The sequence below is a fragment of the Serratia sp. FGI94 genome (assembly GCF_000330865.1).
GTDB classification, from domain to species: Bacteria; Pseudomonadota; Gammaproteobacteria; order Enterobacterales; family Enterobacteriaceae; genus Serratia_B; species Serratia_B rubidaea.
Genome location: NC_020064.1, coordinates 805,530 through 826,989 on the forward strand (window position 1 = coordinate 805,530; position 21,460 = coordinate 826,989).

Consider the following 21,460-nt stretch of genomic DNA (forward strand, 5'->3'; position numbering starts at 1 on the left):
TATAGGTTTAGCTATCAGACGGCGACATTATGCAAATGACCGGTATTACGCGGCGACGGCGCTCAATTCTTTGGCATTGTGCCAACGGTGCGTGAGGCCGATCACGGCCCGGCGGGGTTTCGTGAGCCGTCCGGCGTTATCTTGGGCAGATGCCCCAAACTAACGGCCATATCGTGCCGATCCTTGGAATATTGCCCGATGAGCTTCGTAAATGAGCTGCATATACTTTTCGCAGAGCAAAATTATTGGGCTTTGATATTACCGCAACGGAATTAATCGCACTGCTCACAGGTGAGGTTTATTTAATTCAACCCATATTCGTTCTGAGATATTCATGCAGTTCAGGATGAAGATAGCACCCGCTAGATTCAGGAGAACACCATGTCAACAATCAGTTCCGCAACCGGCGCAATAAAAAGAACCAATACGCGCTATTGGATTGTGGTGATGCTGTTTATCGTCACGTCATTCAACTACGGCGACCGCGCCACGCTGTCGATCGCCGGCTCGTCAATGGCTCAGGATATCGGGCTGGATCCGGTCGGGATGGGCTATATCTTCTCCGCCTTTTCCTGGGCGTATGTTATCGGCCAGATCCCCGGCGGCTGGCTGCTTGACCGCTTCGGTTCAAAGCGCGTCTATTTCTGGAGCATCTTTATCTGGTCGCTGTTCACCCTGCTGCAGGGCTTTGTCGATATCTTCAGCGGCTTCGGCATCGTGGTGGCGCTGTTTGCCCTGCGTTTTCTGGTCGGGCTGGCGGAGGCGCCGTCGTTCCCGGGCAACAGCCGCATCGTCGCCGCCTGGTTCCCCGCCCATGAGCGCGGCACCGCGGTGGCGATTTTCAACTCGGCGCAGTATTTCGCCACGGTGATCTTCGCGCCGATTATGGGCTGGCTGACGCACGCCGTCGGCTGGTCGCACGTGTTCTTCTTTATGGGCGGGCTGGGGATCGTACTGAGCTTTGTTTGGCTGAAGGTGGTGCACAACCCGAAGGATCATCCGCGCATCAATCAGGCTGAGCTGGACTATATCGAGGCCGGCGGCGCGCTGACCAATATGGATCAGCAACAGCCGCAGGTGCAGCCGGTGAAAGGTGAGAAATGGCAGCAGATCAAACAGCTGCTGCGCTCGCGCATGATGGTCGGCGTCTATATCGGCCAGTACTGCATCAACGCGCTGACCTACTTCTTTATCACCTGGTTCCCGGTCTATCTGGTGCAGGCGCGCGGCATGTCGATCCTGAAAGCCGGCTTTGTCGCCTCGGTGCCGGCCATCTGCGGCTTTGCCGGCGGCGTGCTGGGCGGGGTGATCTCCGACTATCTGATGCGCCGCACCAACTCGCTGACCTTCTCGCGCAAGGCGCCGATCGTGATCGGCATGCTGCTGTCGATGTCGATGATTTTCTGTAACTACGTGAGTGCCGAATGGATGGTGGTCGGCATTATGGCGGTGGCGTTCTTCGGCAAGGGGCTGGGGGCGCTGGGCTGGGCGGTGATGGCCGATACCGCGCCGAAGGAGATCAGCGGCCTGAGCGGCGGGCTGTTCAATATGTTCGGCAATATTTCCGGCATCGTCACGCCGATCGCCATCGGCTACATCATCGGCACCACCGGCTCATTCAACGGCGCGCTGTTGTACGTTGGTATCCATGCGCTGCTGGCGGTGGTCAGCTATCTGTTTATCGTCGGTGAAATCAAACGCATCGAACTGCAACCAATGACGCGGGAGGCATGATGAGCGATACGCAGAGTACGCCAACCATCACCGCCATGCGCGTGATCCCGGTCGCTGGCTATGACAGCATGCTGCTGAATATCGGCGGCGCCCACGGCGCCTATTTTACCCGCAATATCGTGGTGCTGACCGACAGCGCCGGGCACACCGGCGTAGGCGAAGCGCCGGGCGGCGAGGTGATTTACCAGACCCTGACGGCGGCGATGCCGCAGGTGGTGGGGCAGCAGGTGGCGCGGATGAACAGCCTGGTGCACGCGCTGCACGGCGGTAACCAGTCGGCGGATTTCGACGCCTTCGGCAGCGGCGCCTGGACGTTTGAGCTGCGGGTCAATGCGGTGGCGGCGCTGGAGGCCGCGCTGCTCGATCTGCTGGGGCAGTGTCTCGGCGTACCGGTGGCGGAGCTGCTCGGCCCCGGCAAACAGCGCGATGCGGTGACGGTATTGGGCTATCTGTTCTATATCGGCGACCGCCGGCGCACCGATTTGCCGTATCAGGCCGGCGAGCAGGGCGGCCACCCGTGGTACCACCTGCGCCATCAGGCGGCGATGGACGCGGCGGCGATCGTCGAGCTGGCGGCGGCGGCGCAGGATCGCTACGGCTTTAAGGATTTCAAACTCAAGGGTGGCGTACTGCCGGGCGAGCAGGAGATCGAGGCGGTGCGCGCGCTGGCGCAGCGCTTCCCGCAGGCGCGCATCACCGTCGATCCCAACGGCGCCTGGCGGCTGGATGAGGCCATCGCGCTGTGCCGGGGCATGAACGGCATCCTGAGCTATGCGGAAGATCCGTGCGGCGCGGAGCAGGGCTTTTCCGGCCGCGAAGTGATGGCGGAGTTTCGTCGGGCGACCGGGCTGCCGGTGGCGACCAATATGATCGCCACCAACTGGCGAGAGATGCGTCACGCCACGCAGCTGCAGGCGGTGGATATCCCGTTGGCGGATCCGCACTTCTGGACGATGTCCGGCGCGGTGCGGGTGGCGCAGCTGTGCGATGAATGGGGGCTGACCTGGGGCTGCCACTCTAATAATCACTTCGATATCTCGCTGGCGATGTTTACCCACGTCGGCGCGGCGGCGCCGGGCCACCCGACCGCTATCGACACCCACTGGATCTGGCAGGAAGGCCAGCATCTGACCAAAAACCCATTACAAATCGTCGACGGCAGCATTGCGCTGCCTGACGCGCCGGGCCTCGGCATTGAGCTGGACTGGCAGGCGCTGGAACAGGCGCACCGGCTGCACCAGACGCTGCCGAGCGGGGCGCGCAACGATGCGTTGGCGATGCAGTACTTGGTGCCCGGCTGGCGCTTTGACCGCCAGCGCCCGGCGTTCGGCCGTTGATTTCACTCTGAAAGGACAGACTTATGACCACGTTTCACAGTGCTCCAAAGATTATCGCCATGCAGGTGGTGCCGGTCGCCGGCCATGACAGCATGCTGCTGAACCTGAGCGGCGCCCACGCGCCGTTTTTCACCCGTAATATCGTCATTTTGCGGGATAACGCCGGCCATACCGGCGTCGGCGAAGTACCGGGCGGCGAAAAGATTCGCCAGACGCTGGAGGACGCGCAGCCGCTGGTGGTGGGGAAAACGCTCGGCGAATATAAAAATGTGATGACGGCGGTGCGTCAGCGCTTCGCCGATCGCGATGCGGCGGGCCGCGGCCAGCAGACGTTTGACCTGCGCACCACCATCCACGTGGTGACCGGCATCGAAGCGGCGATGCTCGATCTGCTGGGGCAGTTCCTGGAGGTGCCGGTGGCGGCGCTGCTGGGGGACGGACAGCAGCGCGAGTCGGTGGAGATGCTCGGCTATCTGTTCTACATCGGCGACCGCCGGAAAACCCCGCTGCCGTATCAGAGCCAGCCGGATGATGCCTGCGACTGGTACCGGCTGCGTCATGAAGAGGCGCTGACGCCGCAGGCGGTGGTGCGCCTGGCGGAAGCCGCCTACGAGAAATACGGCTTTAACGATTTCAAACTGAAAGGCGGCGTGCTGGCCGGCGACGAAGAGGCCGACGCGGTCACCGCGCTGGCGGAGCGCTTCCCGCAGGCGCGCATTACGCTCGATCCGAACGGCGCCTGGTCGCTGGCAGAGGCGATCCGACTGGGCAAGCGGCTGCGCCACGTGCTGGCCTACGCCGAGGATCCGTGCGGCGCGGAGCAGGGCTTCTCCGGCCGTGAGGTGATGGCGGAGTTCCGCCGCGCCACCGGCCTGCCGACCGCCACCAATATGATCGCCACCGACTGGCGCCAGATGCACCATACGCTGCAGCTGCAGTCGGTGGATATTCCGCTGGCGGATCCGCACTTCTGGACGATGCAGGGATCGGTGCGGGTGGCGCAGCTGTGTCACGAGTTCGGCCTGACCTGGGGATCCCACTCCAACAACCACTTCGACATCTCGCTGGCGATGTTCACCCACGTGGCCGCCGCCGCGCCGGGCGACATCACCGCCATCGATACCCACTGGATCTGGCAGGAGGGCAACCAGCGTCTGACGCGCGAGCCGCTGACCATTGCCGGCGGCCGCGTGGCGGTGCCGCAAAAGCCGGGGCTGGGCATTGAGCTGGACCACGATCGCCTGATGAAGGCGCATGAGCTGTATAAAACCCACGGCCTCGGCGCGCGCGATGACGCCATGGGCATGCAGTATCTGGTGCCGGGCTGGGCCTTCGATAACAAACGCCCGTGCCTGGTGCGCTAAACCGTTTTATCCGTCTTTTCACTCTCTTAACGTAAAGGATACGTCATGAACCGTTGTCACAACCGCTTTCGTCAGTCTCTGCAGCAGGGGGAAACCCTGATCGGCTGTTGGTCGGCGCTGGGCAATCCGATCTCGACCGAAGTGCTGGGGCTGGCCGGTTTCGACTGGCTGGTGCTGGACGGCGAGCATGCGCCGAATGATATCACCACCTTTGTGCCGCAGCTGATGGCGCTGAAGGGCAGCAGCAGCGCGGCGGTGGTGCGGCCGCCCTGCAATGAACCGGTGATTATCAAGCGCCTGCTGGATATCGGTTTTTTTAACTTTCTGATCCCGTTTGTCGAGAGCGAAGAGCAGGCATTGCAGGCGGTGGCGTCGACGCGCTACCCGCCGGCTGGCATCCGCGGCGTGTCGGTCTCCCACCGCAGCAACGGCTACGGCACGGTCAGCGATTACTTCAGCACCGTGAATGACCATATCAGCGTGCTGGTGCAGATCGAATCGCAGGCGGGCATCGACCATCTGGACGCCATCGCGGCGGTGGACGGCGTCGACGGCATTTTCGTCGGCCCGGGCGATCTGTCCGCCGCGCTGGGCTATCTCGGCCAGCCGAATCATCCGGAGGTGCAGGCGGCGATCCGGCATATCTTTGCGCGCGCGGCGGAGGCGGGCAAACCGAGCGGCATTCTGGCGCCGGCCGAAGCCGATGCGCGCCGTTACCTGGAGTGGGGCGCGACATTTGTCGCCGTTGGCAGCGATCTGGGCGTGCTGCGCGGTGCGACGCAGGCGCTGTGCGACCGTTTTAAACCTGGTGTGAAATAAGGAGCAGAAGATGAAAATTGGATTTATCGGCCTGGGCATTATGGGCAAACCGATGAGCAAGAACCTGCTGAAAGCCGGCTATGCGCTGGTGGTGCTGAATCATCGGGCGGCAACCACCGCGGAACTGACCGAGCTGGGCGCGGAGAGCGCCGATACGCCGAGGGCGGTTGCGGTGCAGTGCGACATCGTGATCACCATGCTGCCCAACTCGCCGCAGGTGCAGGAGGTGGTGCTGGGGGAAAACGGCGTGATCGAGGGCGCCCGGCCGGGCACGGTGGTGATCGATATGAGTTCGATCGCGCCGCTGGCCAGCCGGGAAATCAGCGCCAGACTGGCGGAAAAGCAGGTGGCGATGCTGGATGCGCCGGTCAGCGGCGGCGAGCCGAAGGCGATTGACGGCACGCTGTCGGTGATGGTCGGCGGCGAGAAGGCGGTGTTTGACCGCTGCTATGAGGTGATGAAAGCGATGGCCGGCTCGGTGGTGCATACCGGCGAGATCGGCGCGGGCAACGTGACCAAACTGGCAAACCAGGTGATCGTCGCGCTGAACATCGCCGCGATGTCGGAAGCGCTAGTGCTGGCGACCAAGGCCGGCGTCGATCCGGAGCGGGTTTATCAGGCGATCCGCGGCGGGCTGGCGGGCAGCACGGTGCTGGACGCCAAGGCGCCGATGGTGCTGGCGCGCAATTTCAAACCGGGGTTCCGCATCGAATTGCATATCAAGGATCTGGCCAACGCGCTGGACACCTCGCACGGCATTGGTGCGCAGCTGCCGCTGACCTCGGCGGTGATGGAGATGATGCAGGCGCTGCGGGTCGACGATCTGGGCGGTGCGGATCACAGCGCTTTGGCCTGCTATTACGAGAAATTGGCTAAAGTCCAAGTCACCAGTTAGGGATTGCGCAGGCAGCTTATGAAAATAGTGATCGCGCCGGATTCATATAAAGAGAGTTTATCCGCGCTGGCGGTGGCCAACTGCATTGAGGAGGGATTCCGCGAGGTTTTCCCCGCCGCGGAGTTCGTCAAACTGCCGCTGGCCGACGGCGGGGAAGGAACGGTGGAAGCGATGGTGGCGGCGACCGGTGGGCGGATTATCACAGTAGATGTGACCGGGCCGCTCGGTGAGGTCACGCCGGCGTTTTTCGGCCTGTCCGGCGACGGACGCAGCGCGTTTATCGAGATGGCGGCGGCCAGCGGGCTGGAGCGGCTGCCCGCCGGGCGGCGCAACCCGCTGAAAACCACCTCCTACGGCACCGGAGAGCTGATCCGCTGCGCGCTGGAGCACGGCGTCAGGCACTGCATTATCGGCATTGGCGGCAGCGCGACCAATGACGGCGGCGCCGGCATGGTGCAGGCGCTGGGGGCGCGGCTGCTGGATGAGCGCGGCGAGGAGATTGGTTTCGGCGGCGCCGCGCTGGCGACGCTGGCGCAGATCGACCTCAGCCGGCTGGATGCGCGTATCGGCCGCTGCCGGTTTGAGGTGGCCTGCGATGTGACCAACCCGCTGACCGGCCCGGAGGGCGCTTCCGCCATTTTCGGCCCGCAGAAGGGAGCGACGCCGCAGATGGTGGCGGAGCTGGACGGCGCGCTGGGCCATTATGCGCAGGTGATCAAGCGCACGCTGGGGGTGGACGTGGAGCAGGTGCCCGGCGCCGGTGCGGCCGGCGGCATGGGGGCCGGACTGCTGGCGTTTTGCCGGGCGGAGCTGCGTCAGGGGATCGAGATCGTCACCGAGGCGCTGGGGCTGGACGCGCTGGTGCGCGACGCGACGCTGGTGATCACCGGCGAAGGGCGCATTGACAGCCAGAGCATCAAAGGCAAGGTGCCGATTGGCGTGGCGCGGGTCGCCAAACGCTACGGCAAACCGGTGATCGGCATCGCCGGCAGCCTGAGCGACGACGTCGGCGTGGTGCATCAGCACGGGGTGGACGCGGTGTTCAGCGTGCTGTACCGCATCTGCACGCTGGAGGAGGCGCTGCATGACGCCGCCGACAACGTGCGGGCGACGGCGCGCAATATCGCCGCGACGCTGAGGATGACGCAGGAGCAGTAACGGCGGCCTCTTCCTGTGGGGGAGAGGCCGCACGCTGACGCTTAGCCCAGGTGTTTTCTGGCCGCTTCGCTGACCAGTTCGATTTCATCCAGCAGTTCCAGCCACTCCGGCTCCAGATCGCCGATGGCGACGCCCTGACGCAACTGCTGTTCAATGTAGAAGCAGAGCTGTTTCAGCCGCGGCACGCCGCTGTAGCTGCAGCTACCGTGCAGTTTGTGGATCAGATCCAGCAGCGTCTCGTCCTGCGCGCCGTCCAGCACCGCCTGCACCCGTTCTCTCACCTGCGGCAGGAAGTCGAGCAGCATTTGCAGCAGATCGCGCGCCAGATCCTGCTTATTGGCCGCCTGACGTAGCGCCAGCGACCAGTCCAGCGACGCCAGCGGCTCCGCGTTCGCCGGCGGCATCGCGGCCTCCGTCTCCTGCACGCCGCTGTGGTAGCGCGACAGGACGCGGGTCAGCATGGCTTCGTCGATCGGCTTCGCCAGATAGTCGTCCATGCCGGCCTGCAGCAGGTGCTCGCGTTCGCCGCTGACCGCGTGGGCGGTGACCGCGACGATCGGCGTGGAGTTATGGTGCGGCAGCTGACGGATCAGCTCGCTGGTACGGATGCCGTCGATATTCGGCATCTGGATATCCATCAGAATCAGATCCAGCACGTTGTCGCGCGCCAGCGCAATGGCCTCTTCGCCGCCTTCGCACAGCAGCGTTTTTTCCACCTGCTCCGCCAGCAGGGTGCCGATCAGCTTCAGGTTGGCCGGGTTGTCGTCCACCGCCATCACGGTCAGCGGCAGGCGGTTGCGCGCCGGGGCGGCCAGCTCCTGACGCGGCGTTTCCATGCGCAGCAGCGGGAACAGGCGGGTGCTGGTGATCGGCTTGACCAGGCAGCCCACCGCGCCCTGTTCTTTCAGCAGTTCGGCGTCGATCTGTGACTGGTACGGCAGGGCCAGAATTACCCGTCCGGCATAGTTGAGCGCCTTCAGCAGTTTGTCCTGATGCTGTGCCATATTGTCGCGGAACGGGATCGGCACGCCTACCAGCATAAAGTCGTAATTGTCGCCGGGCAGCTGGCCGAGGGTCGGCGAATGAGTGACGACCAGCGGCGTGGCGTTAAGCATGTTCAGCGTCGCCTGCGCCGCGGTGGGGTTGGATTCGATATAGGCCAGCGTCTTGCCGCTCAGTTCCGGCAGGCACGGCTGGCGGGTCAGCATATCTTCATTCAGGTCCAGGGTAATATGGAACCAGAAGGTGGAGCCGCGGTTGAGCTGGCTGTGGAAACAGATATCGCCGTTCATCTCTTTCACCAGCTTCTGGGTGATGACCAGCCCGAGGCCGGTGCCGCCGTGGCGGCGCGAGATGCTGGCGTCCGCCTGGCGGAACGCCTGGAACAGCTGCGACTGCTGACGTTCGGAGATGCCGATGCCGGTGTCGTGGATCTGCACCTCCAGCTCGACCTGATGCTCCAGCTGGTTGCGCAGCTCTACCCGGATATCGATATTGCCGGTTTCGGTAAATTTGACCGCGTTACCCAGCAGATTGGTGATCACCTGCTGCAGGCGCAGCGAGTCGCCGATCACCTGCTCCGGCACGTCGTTGTGGACGTCGAGCGTCAGCTCCAGCCCTTTTTCATGGGCGGACGGCGCCAGCAGCACGATCACTTCATCCAGCGTTTCGCGCAGCGCGAACGGGATGTGCTCCAGCACCAGCTTGCCGGCCTCCAGCTTGGAGAAGTCCAGCACGTCGTTGATGATGGTCAGCAGGTTGTTTGCCGAGCGCTCGATGGTCTGCAGATAGTCGTTCTGGGTGGCGCTCAGCTCGGTTTTCAGCATCTGGCGGGTAAAGCCGATAACGCCGTTCAGCGGGGTGCGCAGCTCGTGCGACATATTGGCCAGAAACTCGGATTTAATACGCGCGGCTTCCTGCGCGCGCTTTTTCGCCAGATCCAGTTCGACGTTCTGGATCTCCATCTGCTCCAGCGTTTCACGCAGGTCGAACGTCGCCTGATCGATATTCTGCTGCATCTCTTCGTGGTAGGCGGTCAGCGACATCGCCATGGAGTTGATGCCGTTTTTCAGCATATGCAGTTCGCCGAGCATAAAGCCCTCCACCCGGCTGTCGAGCTGGCCGCGGCGGATGCGGTCGACGGTGTTGACCATGTTGCGGATCGGCCCGGTGACGTCGCGCATCAGCCGGTAGGCGAACAGAATGGCGATACACATGCACAGCAGCAACAGCAGCGTGGAGACAAACACCTCTTTGTACTGCTGCAGGCGCACCGACTGCAGGTCCAGCTCGATGGCCACATAGCCGAGGTTATTGTCGCCGTGCGCGCTGCTTTCGGCGGCCTCGTCGGGATATTGGTTCTCCGACAGGATCGGCGTGCGCAGGATCAGCGAGTCGCCGCGGCGCGTCAGCATCAGATCGGTGGGCAATGGCACACCTTTCGGGATCTGCAGCTGGGCGAAATTATGGTGATAATTGGAAGTGACAAACAGGTTGTTCTGCGCGTCGAACACCGTGATGGAGCGTACGATATCGGAGTGGCGGCGGTGCAGCAGGCTGACCAGCTGGCGCACCGACTCGCGGCTGCGGAAGGTCATGCCGTATTCGCTGGCGACGGCGAGCGGCTCGATAATGCTGGCGCCGGCGTCCACCAGCTGTTCCTGCAGCTCATTATAACGGTGCACGACGAAGAAGGTACTGAGCAGCAGGCCGATCAATAATGTGGGGGCCAGAATCAATATCATCATGCGCGCGCGCAGGCTGTATTTGGTCATGGGATTCCAATGTGGGAGAATTGCGCTAATCCTAGCTTAATGAACCAGCAACCGACAATTTTATGGCGCAATTCTACTCTCCCAAACGCCGCGTGACGACCCGGCAGAACACACAAATCTTCACCGTGACGGTGAGCGACCTCGATCCCTTCGGCCAGGGCGTGGCGCGCCATAACGGTAAAGCGGTGTTTATCCCGGGCGTGCTGCCGGGCGAACAGGCGGAAATTCAGCTGACGGAAGACAAGCGTCAGTTCGCTAAAGGCAAGCTGAAACGCCTGCTGACCCGCAGCCCGCAGCGGGTGGAGCCGCGCTGTCCGCACTTTGGCGTCTGCGGCGGCTGCCAGCAGCAGCATGCGGATGAAAGCCTGCAGCAGCAAAGCAAATTGGCGGCGCTGGGGCGGATGATCGCCCGCGAAACCGGCGTCAGCGTGCCGCCGGAAGCGGTGATCGCCGGGCCGCAATACGGCTATCGCCGGCGCGCGCGTCTGGGGCTGATGTGGCAGCCGAAACAGCAGACCCTGCAGATGGGCTTTCGTCAGTCCGGCTCCAGCGAGCTGGTGACGGTCACCCGCTGTCCGGTGCTGGCGCCGGAGCTGGAGCAGCTGTTGACGCCGCTGCGCGCCTGCCTGAGCGGGCTGCAGGCGGTGAAGCGTCTGGGGCATGCCGAACTGGTGCTGGCGGACAACGGGCCGCTGCTGGTGCTGCGCCATCTGGATGCGCTCAGGCCGGCCGACCGCGAGGCGCTGCTGGCGTTTGCCCGGCAAAATGCCGTAACGATTTATTTGGCGTCGGACAGCGAACAACTGGAGAAACTGTGCGGTGACGCGCCGTATTATCAGGTTGACGGGCTACGCTTAGACTTCAGTCCGCGCGACTTCATTCAGGTGAACGATGCGGTCAACCAGCAGATGGTGGCGCAGGCGCTGGAGTGGCTGGAGATTCAGCCCGACGATCGGGTGCTGGACCTGTTCTGCGGCATGGGCAATTTCACCCTGCCGCTGGCGCGGCGGGCGAAAGCGGTGGTCGGCATTGAAGGTGTTGCCACGCTGGTAGCGAATGGGCAATATAATGCACATAAGAATTTGCTGAGTAATGCGTCGTTCTTTCATCAGAATCTGGAAGAGGACGTGGAGCGGCAGCCTTGGGCGCAACAGGGATTTGATAAGGTTATGTTGGATCCTGCCCGGGCGGGCGCGGCTGGAGTGATGTCACATATTGTAAAACTGGCGCCGGCGCGGGTGGTATACGTCTCCTGTAACCCCACCACGCTGGCGCGCGACAGCAAAGCGTTGCTGTCCGCTGGTTATCGTCTTGCGCGTGTGCGTATGCTGGATATGTTCCCGCACACGGGGCATCTTGAATCAATGGCGCTGTTTATTCGTCAGGAATAACGGTCGCCTGTGGTCGCTGCATAGTAGGGAGAAGGTATGGTTGCGGTAAGAAGTGCACATTTGAACACGGCAGGTGAATTCGCTCTTGACGAGTGGCTTGCCGGTCTTGGGCTACCCAACCCACAGTCCGTTGAACGACTGGCCGATACCTGGCGCTATTGCGAACAACAGACCAAAGACCATCCGGAGGCGCCGAAACTGCTGGGGCGCGGCCTGGAAATGGTGGAAATTCTCTCGACCCTCAGCATGGACAACGACAGCATGCGCGCGGCGCTGCTGTTCCCGCTGGCCGACGCGGGTCTGGTGCAGGAAACGACCCTGAATGAGGTGTTCGGCAGCAATATCGTTGCGCTGGTGCACGGCGTGCGCGATATGGACGCCATTCGTCAGCTGAAGGCGACCCACAACGACTCGATGGGATCCGAGCAGGTCGACAACGTGCGCCGCATGCTGCTGGCGATGGTGGAGGATTTCCGCTGCGTGGTGATCAAGCTGGCGGAGCGTATTGCCCACCTGCGCGAAGTGAAGGACGCGCCGGAAGATGAACGGGTGCTGGCGGCCAAGGAGTGTTCCAATATCTATGCGCCGCTGGCCAACCGTCTGGGCATCGGCCAGCTGAAGTGGGAGCTGGAGGATTTCTGCTTCCGCTACCTGCACCCGGACGAATACAAGCGCATCGCCAAACTGCTGCACGAACGCCGCATCGACCGCGAACAGTTTATCGACGATTTTGTCGCCTCGCTGCGCAAGGCGATGGCGGACGAGGATATCCGGGTGGAAATTTACGGCCGCCCCAAGCATATCTACAGCATCTGGCGCAAAATGCAGAAAAAGGCGCTGGCGTTCGACGAACTGTTCGACGTGCGTGCGGTGCGCATCGTGGCCGAACGGCTGCAGGACTGCTATGCGGCGCTCGGCATCGTGCATACCCATTTCCGCCATCTGCCGGACGAGTTTGACGACTATGTCGCCAACCCGAAGCCTAACGGTTATCAGTCGATCCATACCGTGGTGCTCGGCCCGCGCGGCAAGACGGTCGAAATCCAGATCCGTACCCGCCAGATGCACGAGGACGCCGAGCTGGGCGTCGCCGCGCACTGGAAGTACAAAGAGGGCGCCGGCGTCACCGTGCGTTCCGGCTACGAGGAGCGCATCGCCTGGCTGCGTAAGCTGATCGCCTGGCAGGAAGAGATGGCCGACTCCGGCGAAATGCTCGACGAAGTGCGCAGCCAGGTGTTCGACGACCGGGTGTACGTGTTTACGCCGAAGGGCGACGTGGTCGACCTGCCGGCCGGTTCAACGCCGCTGGACTTCGCCTACCATATTCACAGCGACGTCGGCCACCGCTGCATCGGCGCCAAGATTGGCGGGCGTATCGTGCCGTTCACTTACCAGTTGCAGATGGGCGACCAGATTGAAATCATCACCCAGAAGCAGCCGAACCCGAGCCGCGACTGGCTGAACCCGAATCTCGGCTACGTCACCACCAGCCGCGGGCGTTCGAAGATCCATAACTGGTTCCGCAAACAGGATCGCGATAAAAACATCCTCGCCGGCCGCCAGATGCTGGACAACGAACTGGAGCACCTCGGCATCAGCCTGAAAGAGGCGGAGAAACTGCTGGTTCCGCGTTACAACATGAACTCGCTGGATGAAGTGCTGGCGGCGATCGGCGGCGGGGATATCCGCCTCAATCAGATGGTGAACTTCCTGCAGAGCAAGTTCAACAAGCCGAGCGCCGAGGAGCAGGACCGCGAAGCGCTGCGTCAGCTGGTGCAGCACAAGGCGCCGCCGGCCACCCGTAAGAAGGATGACGGCCGGGTGGTGGTGGAGGGCGTCGGCAACCTGATGCACCACATCGCCCGCTGCTGCCAGCCGATTCCGGGCGACGATATCGTCGGCTTTATCACCCAGGGGCGCGGCATCTCCATCCACCGCGCCGACTGCGACCAACTGACCGAACTGCAGTCCCACGCGCCGGAGCGCATCGTCGACGCGGTGTGGGGGGAAAGTTACTCCAGCGGCTATTCGCTGGTGGTGCGGGTGATGGCCAACGATCGCAGCGGCCTGCTGCGCGATATCACCACCATCCTCGCCAATGAGAAGGTGAACGTGCTGGGCGTCGCCAGCCGCAGCGATACCAAAAAGCAGATGGCGACCATCGATATGGATATCGAAATCTACAACCAGCAGGTGCTGGGCCGAGTGCTGGCGAAGCTGAACCAGCTGCCGGATGTGATCGACGCCAAGCGTCTGCACGGCAGCTGAATCCCCGGCGCCTTTCACACCGCCTCGTTGTTGGCTGCAAACGCTCACCCCGGGTGCTTAGTTTACTAAGCTCCCGGGGAATCCCCGGCGTCTTTCACTCCGCCTCGTTGTTGGCTGCAAACGTTCACCCCGGTCGCTTAGCTTACTAAGCTCCCGGGGGTTCACGTTTTTGCCGCCTAGATGCGGCGCGAAATCCATTGGGGATTCAGGTGCCTGACGTTTGAATGCGGCGCGAAATCCATTGGGGACTCAGGTGTCTGACGTCTGGGTGTGGCGTGAAATTCATTGGGGATTCAGGTGCCTGACGCCTGGATGCGGCGCGAAATCCATTGGGGACTCAGGCGTCTGACGCCTGGATGCGGTAACCGCACGGTTAAAACTTATTGAGCCATCAAGGAGACGGACGCCATAATGGGCGTCCGTTTTTTTGCCGAGATTTTGCCATGACCTCATCCACTCCGCTGCAGCGTCTGCTGAATATTATGAAAACGCTGCGCGATCCGCAGGCGGGCTGCCCGTGGGACCGCAAGCAGACCTTCGCCACCATCGCGCCGTATACGCTGGAAGAAACCTATGAAGTGCTGGATGCGATCGAGCGCCAGGACTATGCCGACCTGCGCGACGAGCTGGGCGATCTGCTGTTCCAGGTGGTGTTCTACGCCCAGATGGGACAGGAGCAGGGGCTGTTTGATTTTGACGACGTGTGCAGCGCCATCAGCGACAAACTGGAGCGGCGCCACCCGCACATCTTCGGCGATGCCGACGCGGCGGACAACGCGACGATTGCGGCGCGATGGGAGCAGCTGAAGGCCGGTGAGCGGGCGGAAAAGGCGCTGCACTCGGCGCTGGACGATATCCCCAACGCGCTGCCGGCGCTGATGAAGGCGCACAAAATCCAGAAGCGTTGCGCCGCGGTGGGCTTTGACTGGCATACGCTGGGGCCGGTGCTCGACAAGGTGCATGAAGAGATTGACGAAGTGATGCACGAAGCGCAGCAGGCGGTGGTGGACCAGCAAAAGCTGGAAGAGGAAATCGGCGATCTGCTGTTCGCCACGGTCAATCTGTCGCGCCACCTGGGCCACAAGGCGGAAAACGCATTGCAGGTCGCCAACCGCAAGTTCGAACGGCGCTTCCGCCAGGTGGAGAGCATCATCGCCCGCCAGGGGCTAACGATGAGCGACGCGACGCTGGAACAGATGGAAGATGCCTGGCAGCAGGTCAAACAGCAGGAAAACTAAATACGCTTTGCGCTGTCTGATTTAGCGTGATGATATCCGGCGGCTTGTTTGATCGATCACAAGGTTCACCGTGGCTGAAACGGTTAAGCTTGCCGTCAGTTGCGCACAGTCGGAAATAACGGGCGTTAAAAAGCCAACAAACTGAAATCTAAGGCGTTTTAGCGGCTCAATGTGCTGTTAATCGACGGTTTTTATCACTAAGCCTTTGTTTTAAAAGCCTGACCAGATAGCCGTAACCGGCCAAAACCTGAGGAACGCGCGGGGATGACAGAGATGATGGAGAGTAAAACGATCGTTTGTAGGTCAAGACAGGTTCGGGTATACTACTTTCCCGTCTTGGTTCTTCCATCGTCTTTAAACCTAAACTCTCAGGTTCAGCATGACAACTAATTATATTTTTGTGACCGGCGGGGTCGTATCCTCTCTGGGTAAAGGCATTGCCGCAGCCTCTCTGGCGGCTATTCTTGAAGCCCGTGGCCTCAACGTTACCATCATGAAACTGGACCCGTACATCAACGTGGATCCGGGCACCATGAGCCCGATTCAGCATGGGGAAGTTTTCGTCACCGAAGACGGCGCAGAAACCGACCTGGACTTGGGTCACTACGAGCGTTTCATCCGCACCAAAATGACGCGCCGCAACAACTTCACTACCGGCCGCATCTACTCCGACGTGCTGCGTAAAGAACGCCGCGGCGACTATCTGGGCGCGACCGTACAGGTTATTCCGCACATCACCAACGCGATCAAAGAGCGCATCATCGAAGGCGGCGAAGGCCACGATGTGGTGCTGGTGGAAATCGGCGGCACCGTCGGCGATATCGAATCGCTGCCGTTCCTCGAAGCTATCCGTCAGATGGCGGTGGAAGTGGGCCGCGAGCACACGCTGTACATGCACCTGACGCTGGTGCCGTACATGGCCGCCGCCGGTGAAGTGAAAACCAAGCCGACCCAGCATTCCGTTAAAGAGCTGCTTTCCATCGGTATTCAGCCGGATGTGCTGATCTGCCGTTCCGACCGCGCCGTTCCTGCCAATGAGCGGGCGAAGATTGCATTGTTCTGCAACGTGCCGGAAAAAGCGGTAATCTCCCTGAAAGACGTTGATTCCATTTATAAAATCCCGGGCCTATTGAAATCTCAAGGGCTTGATGATTATATTTGTAAACGATTCAGCCTCAACGCGCCGGAAGCCAACCTGGCCGAATGGGAGCAGGTGATTTACGAAGAAGCCAATCCGGGCGGCGAAGTGACTATCGGTATGGTCGGCAAGTATATTGAACTGCCGGATGCCTATAAGTCCGTGATTGAGGCGCTCAAGCACGGCGGCCTGAAAAACCGCGTGACCGTGAACATCAAGCTGATTGATTCACAGGACGTTGAGACGCGCGGCGTGGAACTGCTGAAGGGGCTGGATGCTATCCTTATCCCTGGCGGCTTCGGCTACCGCGGCGTGGAAGGCAAAGTGATGACCGCCCGCTATGCGCGCGAGAACAACATTCCTTATCTGGGCATTTGCCTGGGTATGCAGGTGGCGCTGATGGAGTTTGCCCGTAACGTTGCCGGGATGGAAAACGCCAACTCCACCGAATTTGAGCCAGACTGTAAGTACCCGGTGGTGGCGCTGATCACCGAATGGCGCGACGAAGAAGGCAACCTCGAAGTGCGCAGCGAGGAGAGCGATCTGGGCGGCACCATGCGCGTCGGCGGCCAGCAGTGTCATCTGAGCGATGACAGCCTGGTGCGCCAGCTGTACGGCGAGCCGACCATCGTTGAGCGTCACCGTCACCGCTATGAAGTTAACAATATGCTGTTGAAGCAGATTGAAGCCGCCGGGCTGCGCGTAGCCGGTCGCTCTGCGGACAACAAGTTGGTTGAAATTATCGAGCTGCCGGATCATCCATGGTTCGTCGCTTGTCAGTTCCACCCGGAATTCACTTCGACGCCGCGTGACGGGCATCCGCTGTTCGCCGGTTTTGTGAAGGCGGCGGCTGACCAGCAGAAGCGTCAGGAGAAGTAAACGTTTTTAGCGGCAACGCGCGGTGAGAACCGCGCGTTGTTTGTCTGGAGTTTTAGTTAACTTGTGACTTGAGGAAAACCTACTATGTCCAAAATCGTTAAAGTCATCGGCCGTGAAATCATCGACTCACGCGGTAACCCAACTGTAGAAGCCGAAGTTCACCTGGAAGGCGGTTTCGTTGGTCTGGCTGCTGCGCCGTCAGGTGCTTCTACCGGTTCCCGTGAAGCGCTGGAACTGCGTGACGGTGACAAGTCTCGTTTCCTGGGTAAAGGCGTACTGAAAGCCGTTGCCGCGGTAAACGGTCCAATCGCTGAAGCCGTGGTGGGCAAAGATGCCAAAGACCAGGCTAACATCGATAAGATCATGATCGAGCTGGACGGCACCGAGAACAAATCCAAGTTCGGCGCCAACGCCATTCTGGCGGTTTCCCTGGCGGCTGCCAAAGCTGCCGCGGCCTCCAAAGGCATGCCGCTGTTCGAGCACATTGCTGAACTGAACGGTACCCCAGGCAAATTCTCCATGCCTCTGCCAATGATGAACATCATCAACGGCGGCGAGCACGCTGACAACAACGTCGACATTCAGGAATTCATGATTCAGCCGGTTGGCGCGAAGACCCTGAAAGAAGCGGTGCGCATGGGTTCTGAAGTGTTCCACCACCTGGCGAAAGTGCTGAAGTCCAAAGGCATGAACACCGCAGTGGGCGACGAAGGCGGCTACGCGCCAAACCTCGGCTCCAACGCCGAAGCGCTGGCGGTTATCGCTGAAGCGGTAAAAGCAGCGGGCTACGAGCTGGGTAAAGACATCACCCTGGCGATGGACTGCGCAGCGTCCGAATTCTACAAAGATGGCAAGTACGTGCTGGCCGGCGAAGGCAACAAAGCCTTCACCTCTGAAGAGTTCACCCACTTCCTGGAAGAACTGACCAAACAGTATCCGATCGTCTCCATCGAAGATGGCCTGGACGAGTCTGACTGGGACGGCTTCGCTTACCAGACCAAAGTTCTGGGCGACAAAATCCAGCTGGTTGGCGACGACCTGTTCGTGACCAACACCAAGATCCTGAAAGAAGGCATCGAAAAAGGCATCGCCAACTCCATCCTGATCAAGTTCAACCAGATCGGTTCTCTGACCGAAACTCTGGCGGCGATCAAAATGGCGAAAGATGCCGGCTACACCGCGGTTATCTCTCACCGCTCCGGTGAAACCGAAGATGCTACCATCGCCGACCTGGCGGTAGGTACTGCAGCAGGCCAGATCAAAACCGGTTCCATGAGCCGTTCTGATCGCGTTGCCAAGTACAACCAGCTGATTCGTATCGAAGAAGCGCTGGGCGAGCGTGCGCCGTTCAACGGTCTGAAAGAAGTTAAAGGCCAGAACTGATTCGCCTCCTGCCGTAAATAATAAAAACCCGCTGCGGCGGGTTTTTTTACGGCTGTGCGCAGTGAAACTCTATCCCGGTTATTTATTACTAGCGTATCATTTATTTTTTTAGCGGCCTGCCTGAGTATTTATCGTTAATAACCATGTCGTTAATTATTTATTCTTTTTTGACTGGTATTATAACCTTTTATCACTAGACTTATATTCCGTAAGGATACTCCCATTATTTGTCGGCTCGGAGCCAGACTGAACGGAGATATCATGCGGAAAAGAATCGTGATTGTCGGCGGCGGTACCGGCGGTACCATGCTGGCCAATATCCTGGCGCATAAGCTGCATCGCGAAATTATTAATAATAAAGTTGAGTTATTAATGATCTCGCAAACCGCTGCGCATTATTACAAGCCGGCGTTTATGTATGTCGCATTTAACGCGTTTTTTAAACATGAATTAATGCGCGCGCAGCAAAGCCTGTTACGTCCGGAAATTAAGTTTATTGTCGATAAGGCGGAAGGCGTTGATTTTCAACAGCGCCGGCTATTAACCGCCAGCGGCAATAATTATGACTATGACTTTCTGGTGTTTGCTACCGGCTGCCTGCCCTGGACGGAAAAAATCCCCGGCCTGGCCGAGGCGGGCGATCACTTTTATCAGTATCAGGCGGCGCGCCGGCTGGCGGATAAGCTGGCGACGATTGAAAAAGGGCGCATCTTTATTACCGTCTCCTTCCCGCAAACCCCCAACGTTCCGCACCAGTGCGGCATCGCGCCGATTGAAACCACCCTGATGCTGGATGAGTACCTGCGCCAGCGCGGCGTGCGCAAGCATATAGAGATCGTTTATACCTACCCGACCATTTCCCAGCTGTTGCGTAACTGCCTGTTTTTACAACGCCCCACCGGCGAAGCGCTGCCGGAGATTTTTGCCGCGCGCGACATCAAACATCAGCGCGGCTTTACGCTGAATCAGGTGGACGCCGAGCGGCGTATCGCCTATTCCGCCGAGGGGGAAGAGCAGCCGTTCGACATTCTGATGGCGACGCCGCCGATTCGCGCGGTGGAAATGGTGCGCAACACCGGCCTGAGCGATATCGCCAACGGTGAAGGTTGGCTGCCGACCGACCCGCAGACGCTGCAGGTCTATGATCAGCAGGGGGTGTATGTGATCGGCGATACGGTTGACCTGCCCATCAGCAAGGCGGGCGGCTCCTGCCACAATCAGGCGCCGGTGATCGCCGACAATATCGTGGCGGAGATGCAGCTGGGCCACCCGGTGCGCCATTACGACGGCAAGGTGCAGGCGGTGGCGCAGTTCGGCCTGAGCAGTGGCATGCCGCTGGTGTATGACTATCGTCACGACGTCGTGCCGACCCCGGCTACCAAGCTGGGCGGGATGTTACGCAACGGCGTGAACCGCGGTCTGTACTGGGCCGCGGTGCGCGGCCTGATATAACGGAGCTGAGCATGGAAAATACGCAGACTGAGGCGCTGGCGGCGCTGATGGAAAAACTCTCTCCGCTGTTGGCGAGCGGCCGGCTGGATAACGTGGTCGATGCGCTCTCGCTCACCTCGGATTTGGTCGATATTGCGGATAACGCGCTGGTCGACAAGCTGGCCGCGCTGTTTGACGACCTGACCAGCGCCGGCTGGGAAGGGGGAATGGCGCTGAAAATGGCCTATAGCGAACTGCAGCAGAGTGAACAGCCGGCCACCCTGCGCGGGCTGTATGCGTTGCTGCGCCAGCCGGAAACGTTGCTCGGGCTGATGCTGGTGCTGCGTACGCTGAATATCATCGGCGGGCGTATGCGCGCCGCGCGCTTACCGGCGGACATCTCTCCGGAATAACCGTTCTTATCCACCTCGAGGATTCACTATGTCGTCAGTAAGTAAACAGGCTTTCGCCACGCGGGCCATCCACTATGGCTACGATCCGCAGCAGTACCATGGCGCACTTTGCCCGCCGGTGTTTATGAGCTCCACCTTTACCTTTTCCTCGGCGGAATACGGCGGCGCCTGCTTTGCCGGTACCGAACCCGGCTATTTCTATTCGCGCATCGCTAACCCGACGCTTAACCTGTTGGAGCAGCGCATCGCCAATCTGGAGGGCGGCGAAGCGGCGGTGGCGTTTTCGTCCGGCATGGGGGCGGTGACCGCCTGCTGCTGGACCCTGCTCGGGCCGGGCGATGAACTGATTGTGGATGAGACGCTGTATGGCTGCACCTTCAGCTACTTCCATCACGGGCTGGAGCGCTTTGGCGTCAAGGTGACCCACGTCGATATGACGCAGCCGGAGGCGCTGGCGGCGGCGATCGGGCCGAGCACCAGGCTGGTGTACTGTGAAACGCCGGCCAACCCCAATATGCGGCTGGTGGATATCGCGGCGGTGGCGGAAATTACCCACCGCCATGCGGCGCTGCTGCTGGTGGATAACACCTACTGTACGCCTTATCTGCAGCGGCCGCTGGCGCTGGGGGCGGATATCGTGCTGCACTCGGCGACCAAATACCTGGGCGGGCACGGCGATCTGCTGGCCGGAGTGGTGGTGACCCGCGCCGAGCTGGCGCAGGATATCCGCCTGATTGGCCTGAAGGATATGAACGGCGCGGTGCTGTCGGCGCAGGATGCGGCGCTGCTGCTGCGCGGGCTGAAAACCCTGCCGCTGCGGATGGAGCGCCACTGCGACACCGCCCAGCGCATTGCGGAAATGCTGGCGCAGCATCCGGCGGTTGAGCAGGTGTATTACCCGGGCCTGCCCGCCTTCCGTCAGCATGCGTTGGCGCAGCGGCAGATGGCGCGGCCGGGCGGTATGATTGCCTGTGAGCTGAAGGGCGGCATGGCGGCGGGCATTCGCTTCCTCAATGCGCTGCAGCTGATCCTGCGGGCGGTCAGCCTGGGGGACTGTGAAACGCTGGCGCAGCACCCGGCCAGCATGACGCATTCGTCCTATAGCGAGGAGGAGCGGCAGCGCCACCATATCAGCGACGGGTTGATCAGGATCTCCGCCGGGCTGGAAGACGCCGACGATTTGCTGGCGGATATCGAGCAGGCGCTGGCCAAAGGATAAAGAAGAAGGGGCGCTGAGC

15 protein-coding genes are annotated in these 21,460 nt (G+C 60.9%); 14 read left to right on the forward strand and 1 reads right to left on the reverse strand.

The features are described from left to right. The first annotated feature begins 381 nt into the window (after window positions 1-381). Genes D781_RS03560 through D781_RS03585 form a run of 6 tightly spaced genes read left to right on the forward strand, consistent with a single transcriptional unit; the run spans window position 382 to window position 7,307 of the window. Window positions 382-1,734 carry an MFS transporter gene (locus D781_RS03560; protein ID WP_015670947.1) on the forward strand — a complete coding sequence of 451 codons (1,353 nt, stop codon included), beginning with the start codon at window positions 382-384 and terminating at the stop codon, window positions 1,732-1,734. Further along, on the forward strand, window positions 1,734-3,071 hold the full coding sequence (locus D781_RS03565) for a glucarate dehydratase (RefSeq protein WP_015670948.1): 1,338 nt from the start codon (window positions 1,734-1,736) through the stop codon (window positions 3,069-3,071). Before D781_RS03560 ends, D781_RS03565 begins: the two co-directional genes overlap by 1 nt. 23 nt (window positions 3,072-3,094) lie before the next feature. Continuing rightward, a complete protein-coding gene (gudD, locus tag D781_RS03570; RefSeq protein WP_015670949.1) occupies window positions 3,095-4,435 on the forward strand; it encodes a glucarate dehydratase in 1,341 nt (446 codons plus the stop codon). A 45-nt stretch (window positions 4,436-4,480) separates the two neighbouring features. Further along, window positions 4,481-5,254, forward strand: a complete 774-nt coding sequence (gene garL / locus D781_RS03575) for a 2-dehydro-3-deoxyglucarate aldolase (RefSeq protein WP_015670950.1) — start codon at window positions 4,481-4,483, stop codon at window positions 5,252-5,254. 10 nt (window positions 5,255-5,264) lie between these two features. Further along, window positions 5,265-6,149 (forward strand): 2-hydroxy-3-oxopropionate reductase, encoded by an 885-nt coding sequence (gene garR, locus D781_RS03580; protein WP_015670951.1) that lies wholly within the window; start codon window positions 5,265-5,267, stop codon window positions 6,147-6,149. An 18-nt stretch (window positions 6,150-6,167) separates the two neighbouring features. Beyond that, window positions 6,168-7,307 carry a glycerate kinase gene (locus tag D781_RS03585; protein WP_015670952.1) on the forward strand — a complete coding sequence of 380 codons (1,140 nt, stop codon included), beginning with the start codon at window positions 6,168-6,170 and terminating at the stop codon, window positions 7,305-7,307. A gap of 41 nt (window positions 7,308-7,348) precedes the next feature. Here the strand turns inward: D781_RS03585 and barA are convergent, their stop codons facing one another. Next, the gene (gene barA / locus D781_RS03590) at window positions 7,349-10,081 is read right to left on the reverse strand and encodes a two-component sensor histidine kinase BarA (RefSeq protein WP_015670953.1); all 2,733 of its coding nucleotides are present in this window, start codon (window positions 10,079-10,081) and stop codon (window positions 7,349-7,351) included. A gap of 62 nt (window positions 10,082-10,143) precedes the next feature. Between barA and rlmD the strand changes: the two genes are divergently transcribed. The 8 genes from rlmD (at window position 10,144) to D781_RS03630 (ending at window position 21,441) form a co-directional block, all read left to right on the forward strand. After that, on the forward strand, window positions 10,144-11,472 hold the full coding sequence (gene rlmD, locus D781_RS03595) for a 23S rRNA (uracil(1939)-C(5))-methyltransferase RlmD (RefSeq protein WP_015670954.1): 1,329 nt from the start codon (window positions 10,144-10,146) through the stop codon (window positions 11,470-11,472). 36 nt (window positions 11,473-11,508) lie between these two features. Next, the gene (gene relA, locus D781_RS03600; RefSeq protein WP_015670955.1) at window positions 11,509-13,740 is read left to right on the forward strand and encodes a GTP diphosphokinase; all 2,232 of its coding nucleotides are present in this window, start codon (window positions 11,509-11,511) and stop codon (window positions 13,738-13,740) included. Window positions 13,741-14,183: 443 nt separating this feature from the next. Next, window positions 14,184-14,978, forward strand: coding sequence for a nucleoside triphosphate pyrophosphohydrolase (gene mazG / locus D781_RS03605; RefSeq protein ID WP_015670956.1), 795 nt, complete (start codon window positions 14,184-14,186; stop codon window positions 14,976-14,978). Between the two features lie 379 nt (window positions 14,979-15,357). After that, window positions 15,358-16,995: a CTP synthase (glutamine hydrolyzing) gene (gene pyrG / locus D781_RS03610; RefSeq protein WP_015670957.1), complete on the forward strand. Its 1,638-nt coding sequence runs from the start codon at window positions 15,358-15,360 to the stop codon at window positions 16,993-16,995. Window positions 16,996-17,079: 84 nt separating this feature from the next. Continuing rightward, window positions 17,080-18,378: a phosphopyruvate hydratase gene (gene eno, locus D781_RS03615; RefSeq protein WP_015670958.1), complete on the forward strand. Its 1,299-nt coding sequence runs from the start codon at window positions 17,080-17,082 to the stop codon at window positions 18,376-18,378. A gap of 261 nt (window positions 18,379-18,639) precedes the next feature. Further along, window positions 18,640-19,830 carry an FAD/NAD(P)-binding oxidoreductase gene (locus tag D781_RS03620; RefSeq protein WP_015670959.1) on the forward strand — a complete coding sequence of 397 codons (1,191 nt, stop codon included), beginning with the start codon at window positions 18,640-18,642 and terminating at the stop codon, window positions 19,828-19,830. Window positions 19,831-19,841: 11 nt separating this feature from the next. After that, window positions 19,842-20,222 (forward strand): hypothetical protein, encoded by a 381-nt coding sequence (locus D781_RS03625; protein WP_015670960.1) that lies wholly within the window; start codon window positions 19,842-19,844, stop codon window positions 20,220-20,222. Window positions 20,223-20,250: 28 nt separating this feature from the next. Next, window positions 20,251-21,441 carry a methionine gamma-lyase gene (locus D781_RS03630; RefSeq protein ID WP_015670961.1) on the forward strand — a complete coding sequence of 397 codons (1,191 nt, stop codon included), beginning with the start codon at window positions 20,251-20,253 and terminating at the stop codon, window positions 21,439-21,441. The last annotated feature ends 19 nt before the right edge of the window (window positions 21,442-21,460 follow it).

What these genes read in the sequence shown, in the direction of transcription:
- D781_RS03560 (WP_015670947.1), top strand. Translation starts at nt 382, where the DNA reads ATGTCAACAATCAGTTCCGCAACCGGCGCAATAAAAAGAACCAATACG.
- D781_RS03565 (WP_015670948.1), top strand. Translation starts at nt 1,734, where the DNA reads ATGAGCGATACGCAGAGTACGCCAACCATCACCGCCATGCGCGTGATC.
- gudD (WP_015670949.1), top strand. Translation starts at nt 3,095, where the DNA reads ATGACCACGTTTCACAGTGCTCCAAAGATTATCGCCATGCAGGTGGTG.
- garL (WP_015670950.1), top strand. Translation starts at nt 4,481, where the DNA reads ATGAACCGTTGTCACAACCGCTTTCGTCAGTCTCTGCAGCAGGGGGAA.
- garR (WP_015670951.1), top strand. Translation starts at nt 5,265, where the DNA reads ATGAAAATTGGATTTATCGGCCTGGGCATTATGGGCAAACCGATGAGC.
- D781_RS03585 (WP_015670952.1), top strand. Translation starts at nt 6,168, where the DNA reads ATGAAAATAGTGATCGCGCCGGATTCATATAAAGAGAGTTTATCCGCG.
- barA (WP_015670953.1), bottom strand. Translation starts at nt 10,081, where the DNA reads ATGACCAAATACAGCCTGCGCGCGCGCATGATGATATTGATTCTGGCC.
- rlmD (WP_015670954.1), top strand. Translation starts at nt 10,144, where the DNA reads ATGGCGCAATTCTACTCTCCCAAACGCCGCGTGACGACCCGGCAGAAC.
- relA (WP_015670955.1), top strand. Translation starts at nt 11,509, where the DNA reads ATGGTTGCGGTAAGAAGTGCACATTTGAACACGGCAGGTGAATTCGCT.
- mazG (WP_015670956.1), top strand. Translation starts at nt 14,184, where the DNA reads ATGACCTCATCCACTCCGCTGCAGCGTCTGCTGAATATTATGAAAACG.
- pyrG (WP_015670957.1), top strand. Translation starts at nt 15,358, where the DNA reads ATGACAACTAATTATATTTTTGTGACCGGCGGGGTCGTATCCTCTCTG.
- eno (WP_015670958.1), top strand. Translation starts at nt 17,080, where the DNA reads ATGTCCAAAATCGTTAAAGTCATCGGCCGTGAAATCATCGACTCACGC.
- D781_RS03620 (WP_015670959.1), top strand. Translation starts at nt 18,640, where the DNA reads ATGCGGAAAAGAATCGTGATTGTCGGCGGCGGTACCGGCGGTACCATG.
- D781_RS03625 (WP_015670960.1), top strand. Translation starts at nt 19,842, where the DNA reads ATGGAAAATACGCAGACTGAGGCGCTGGCGGCGCTGATGGAAAAACTC.
- D781_RS03630 (WP_015670961.1), top strand. Translation starts at nt 20,251, where the DNA reads ATGTCGTCAGTAAGTAAACAGGCTTTCGCCACGCGGGCCATCCACTAT.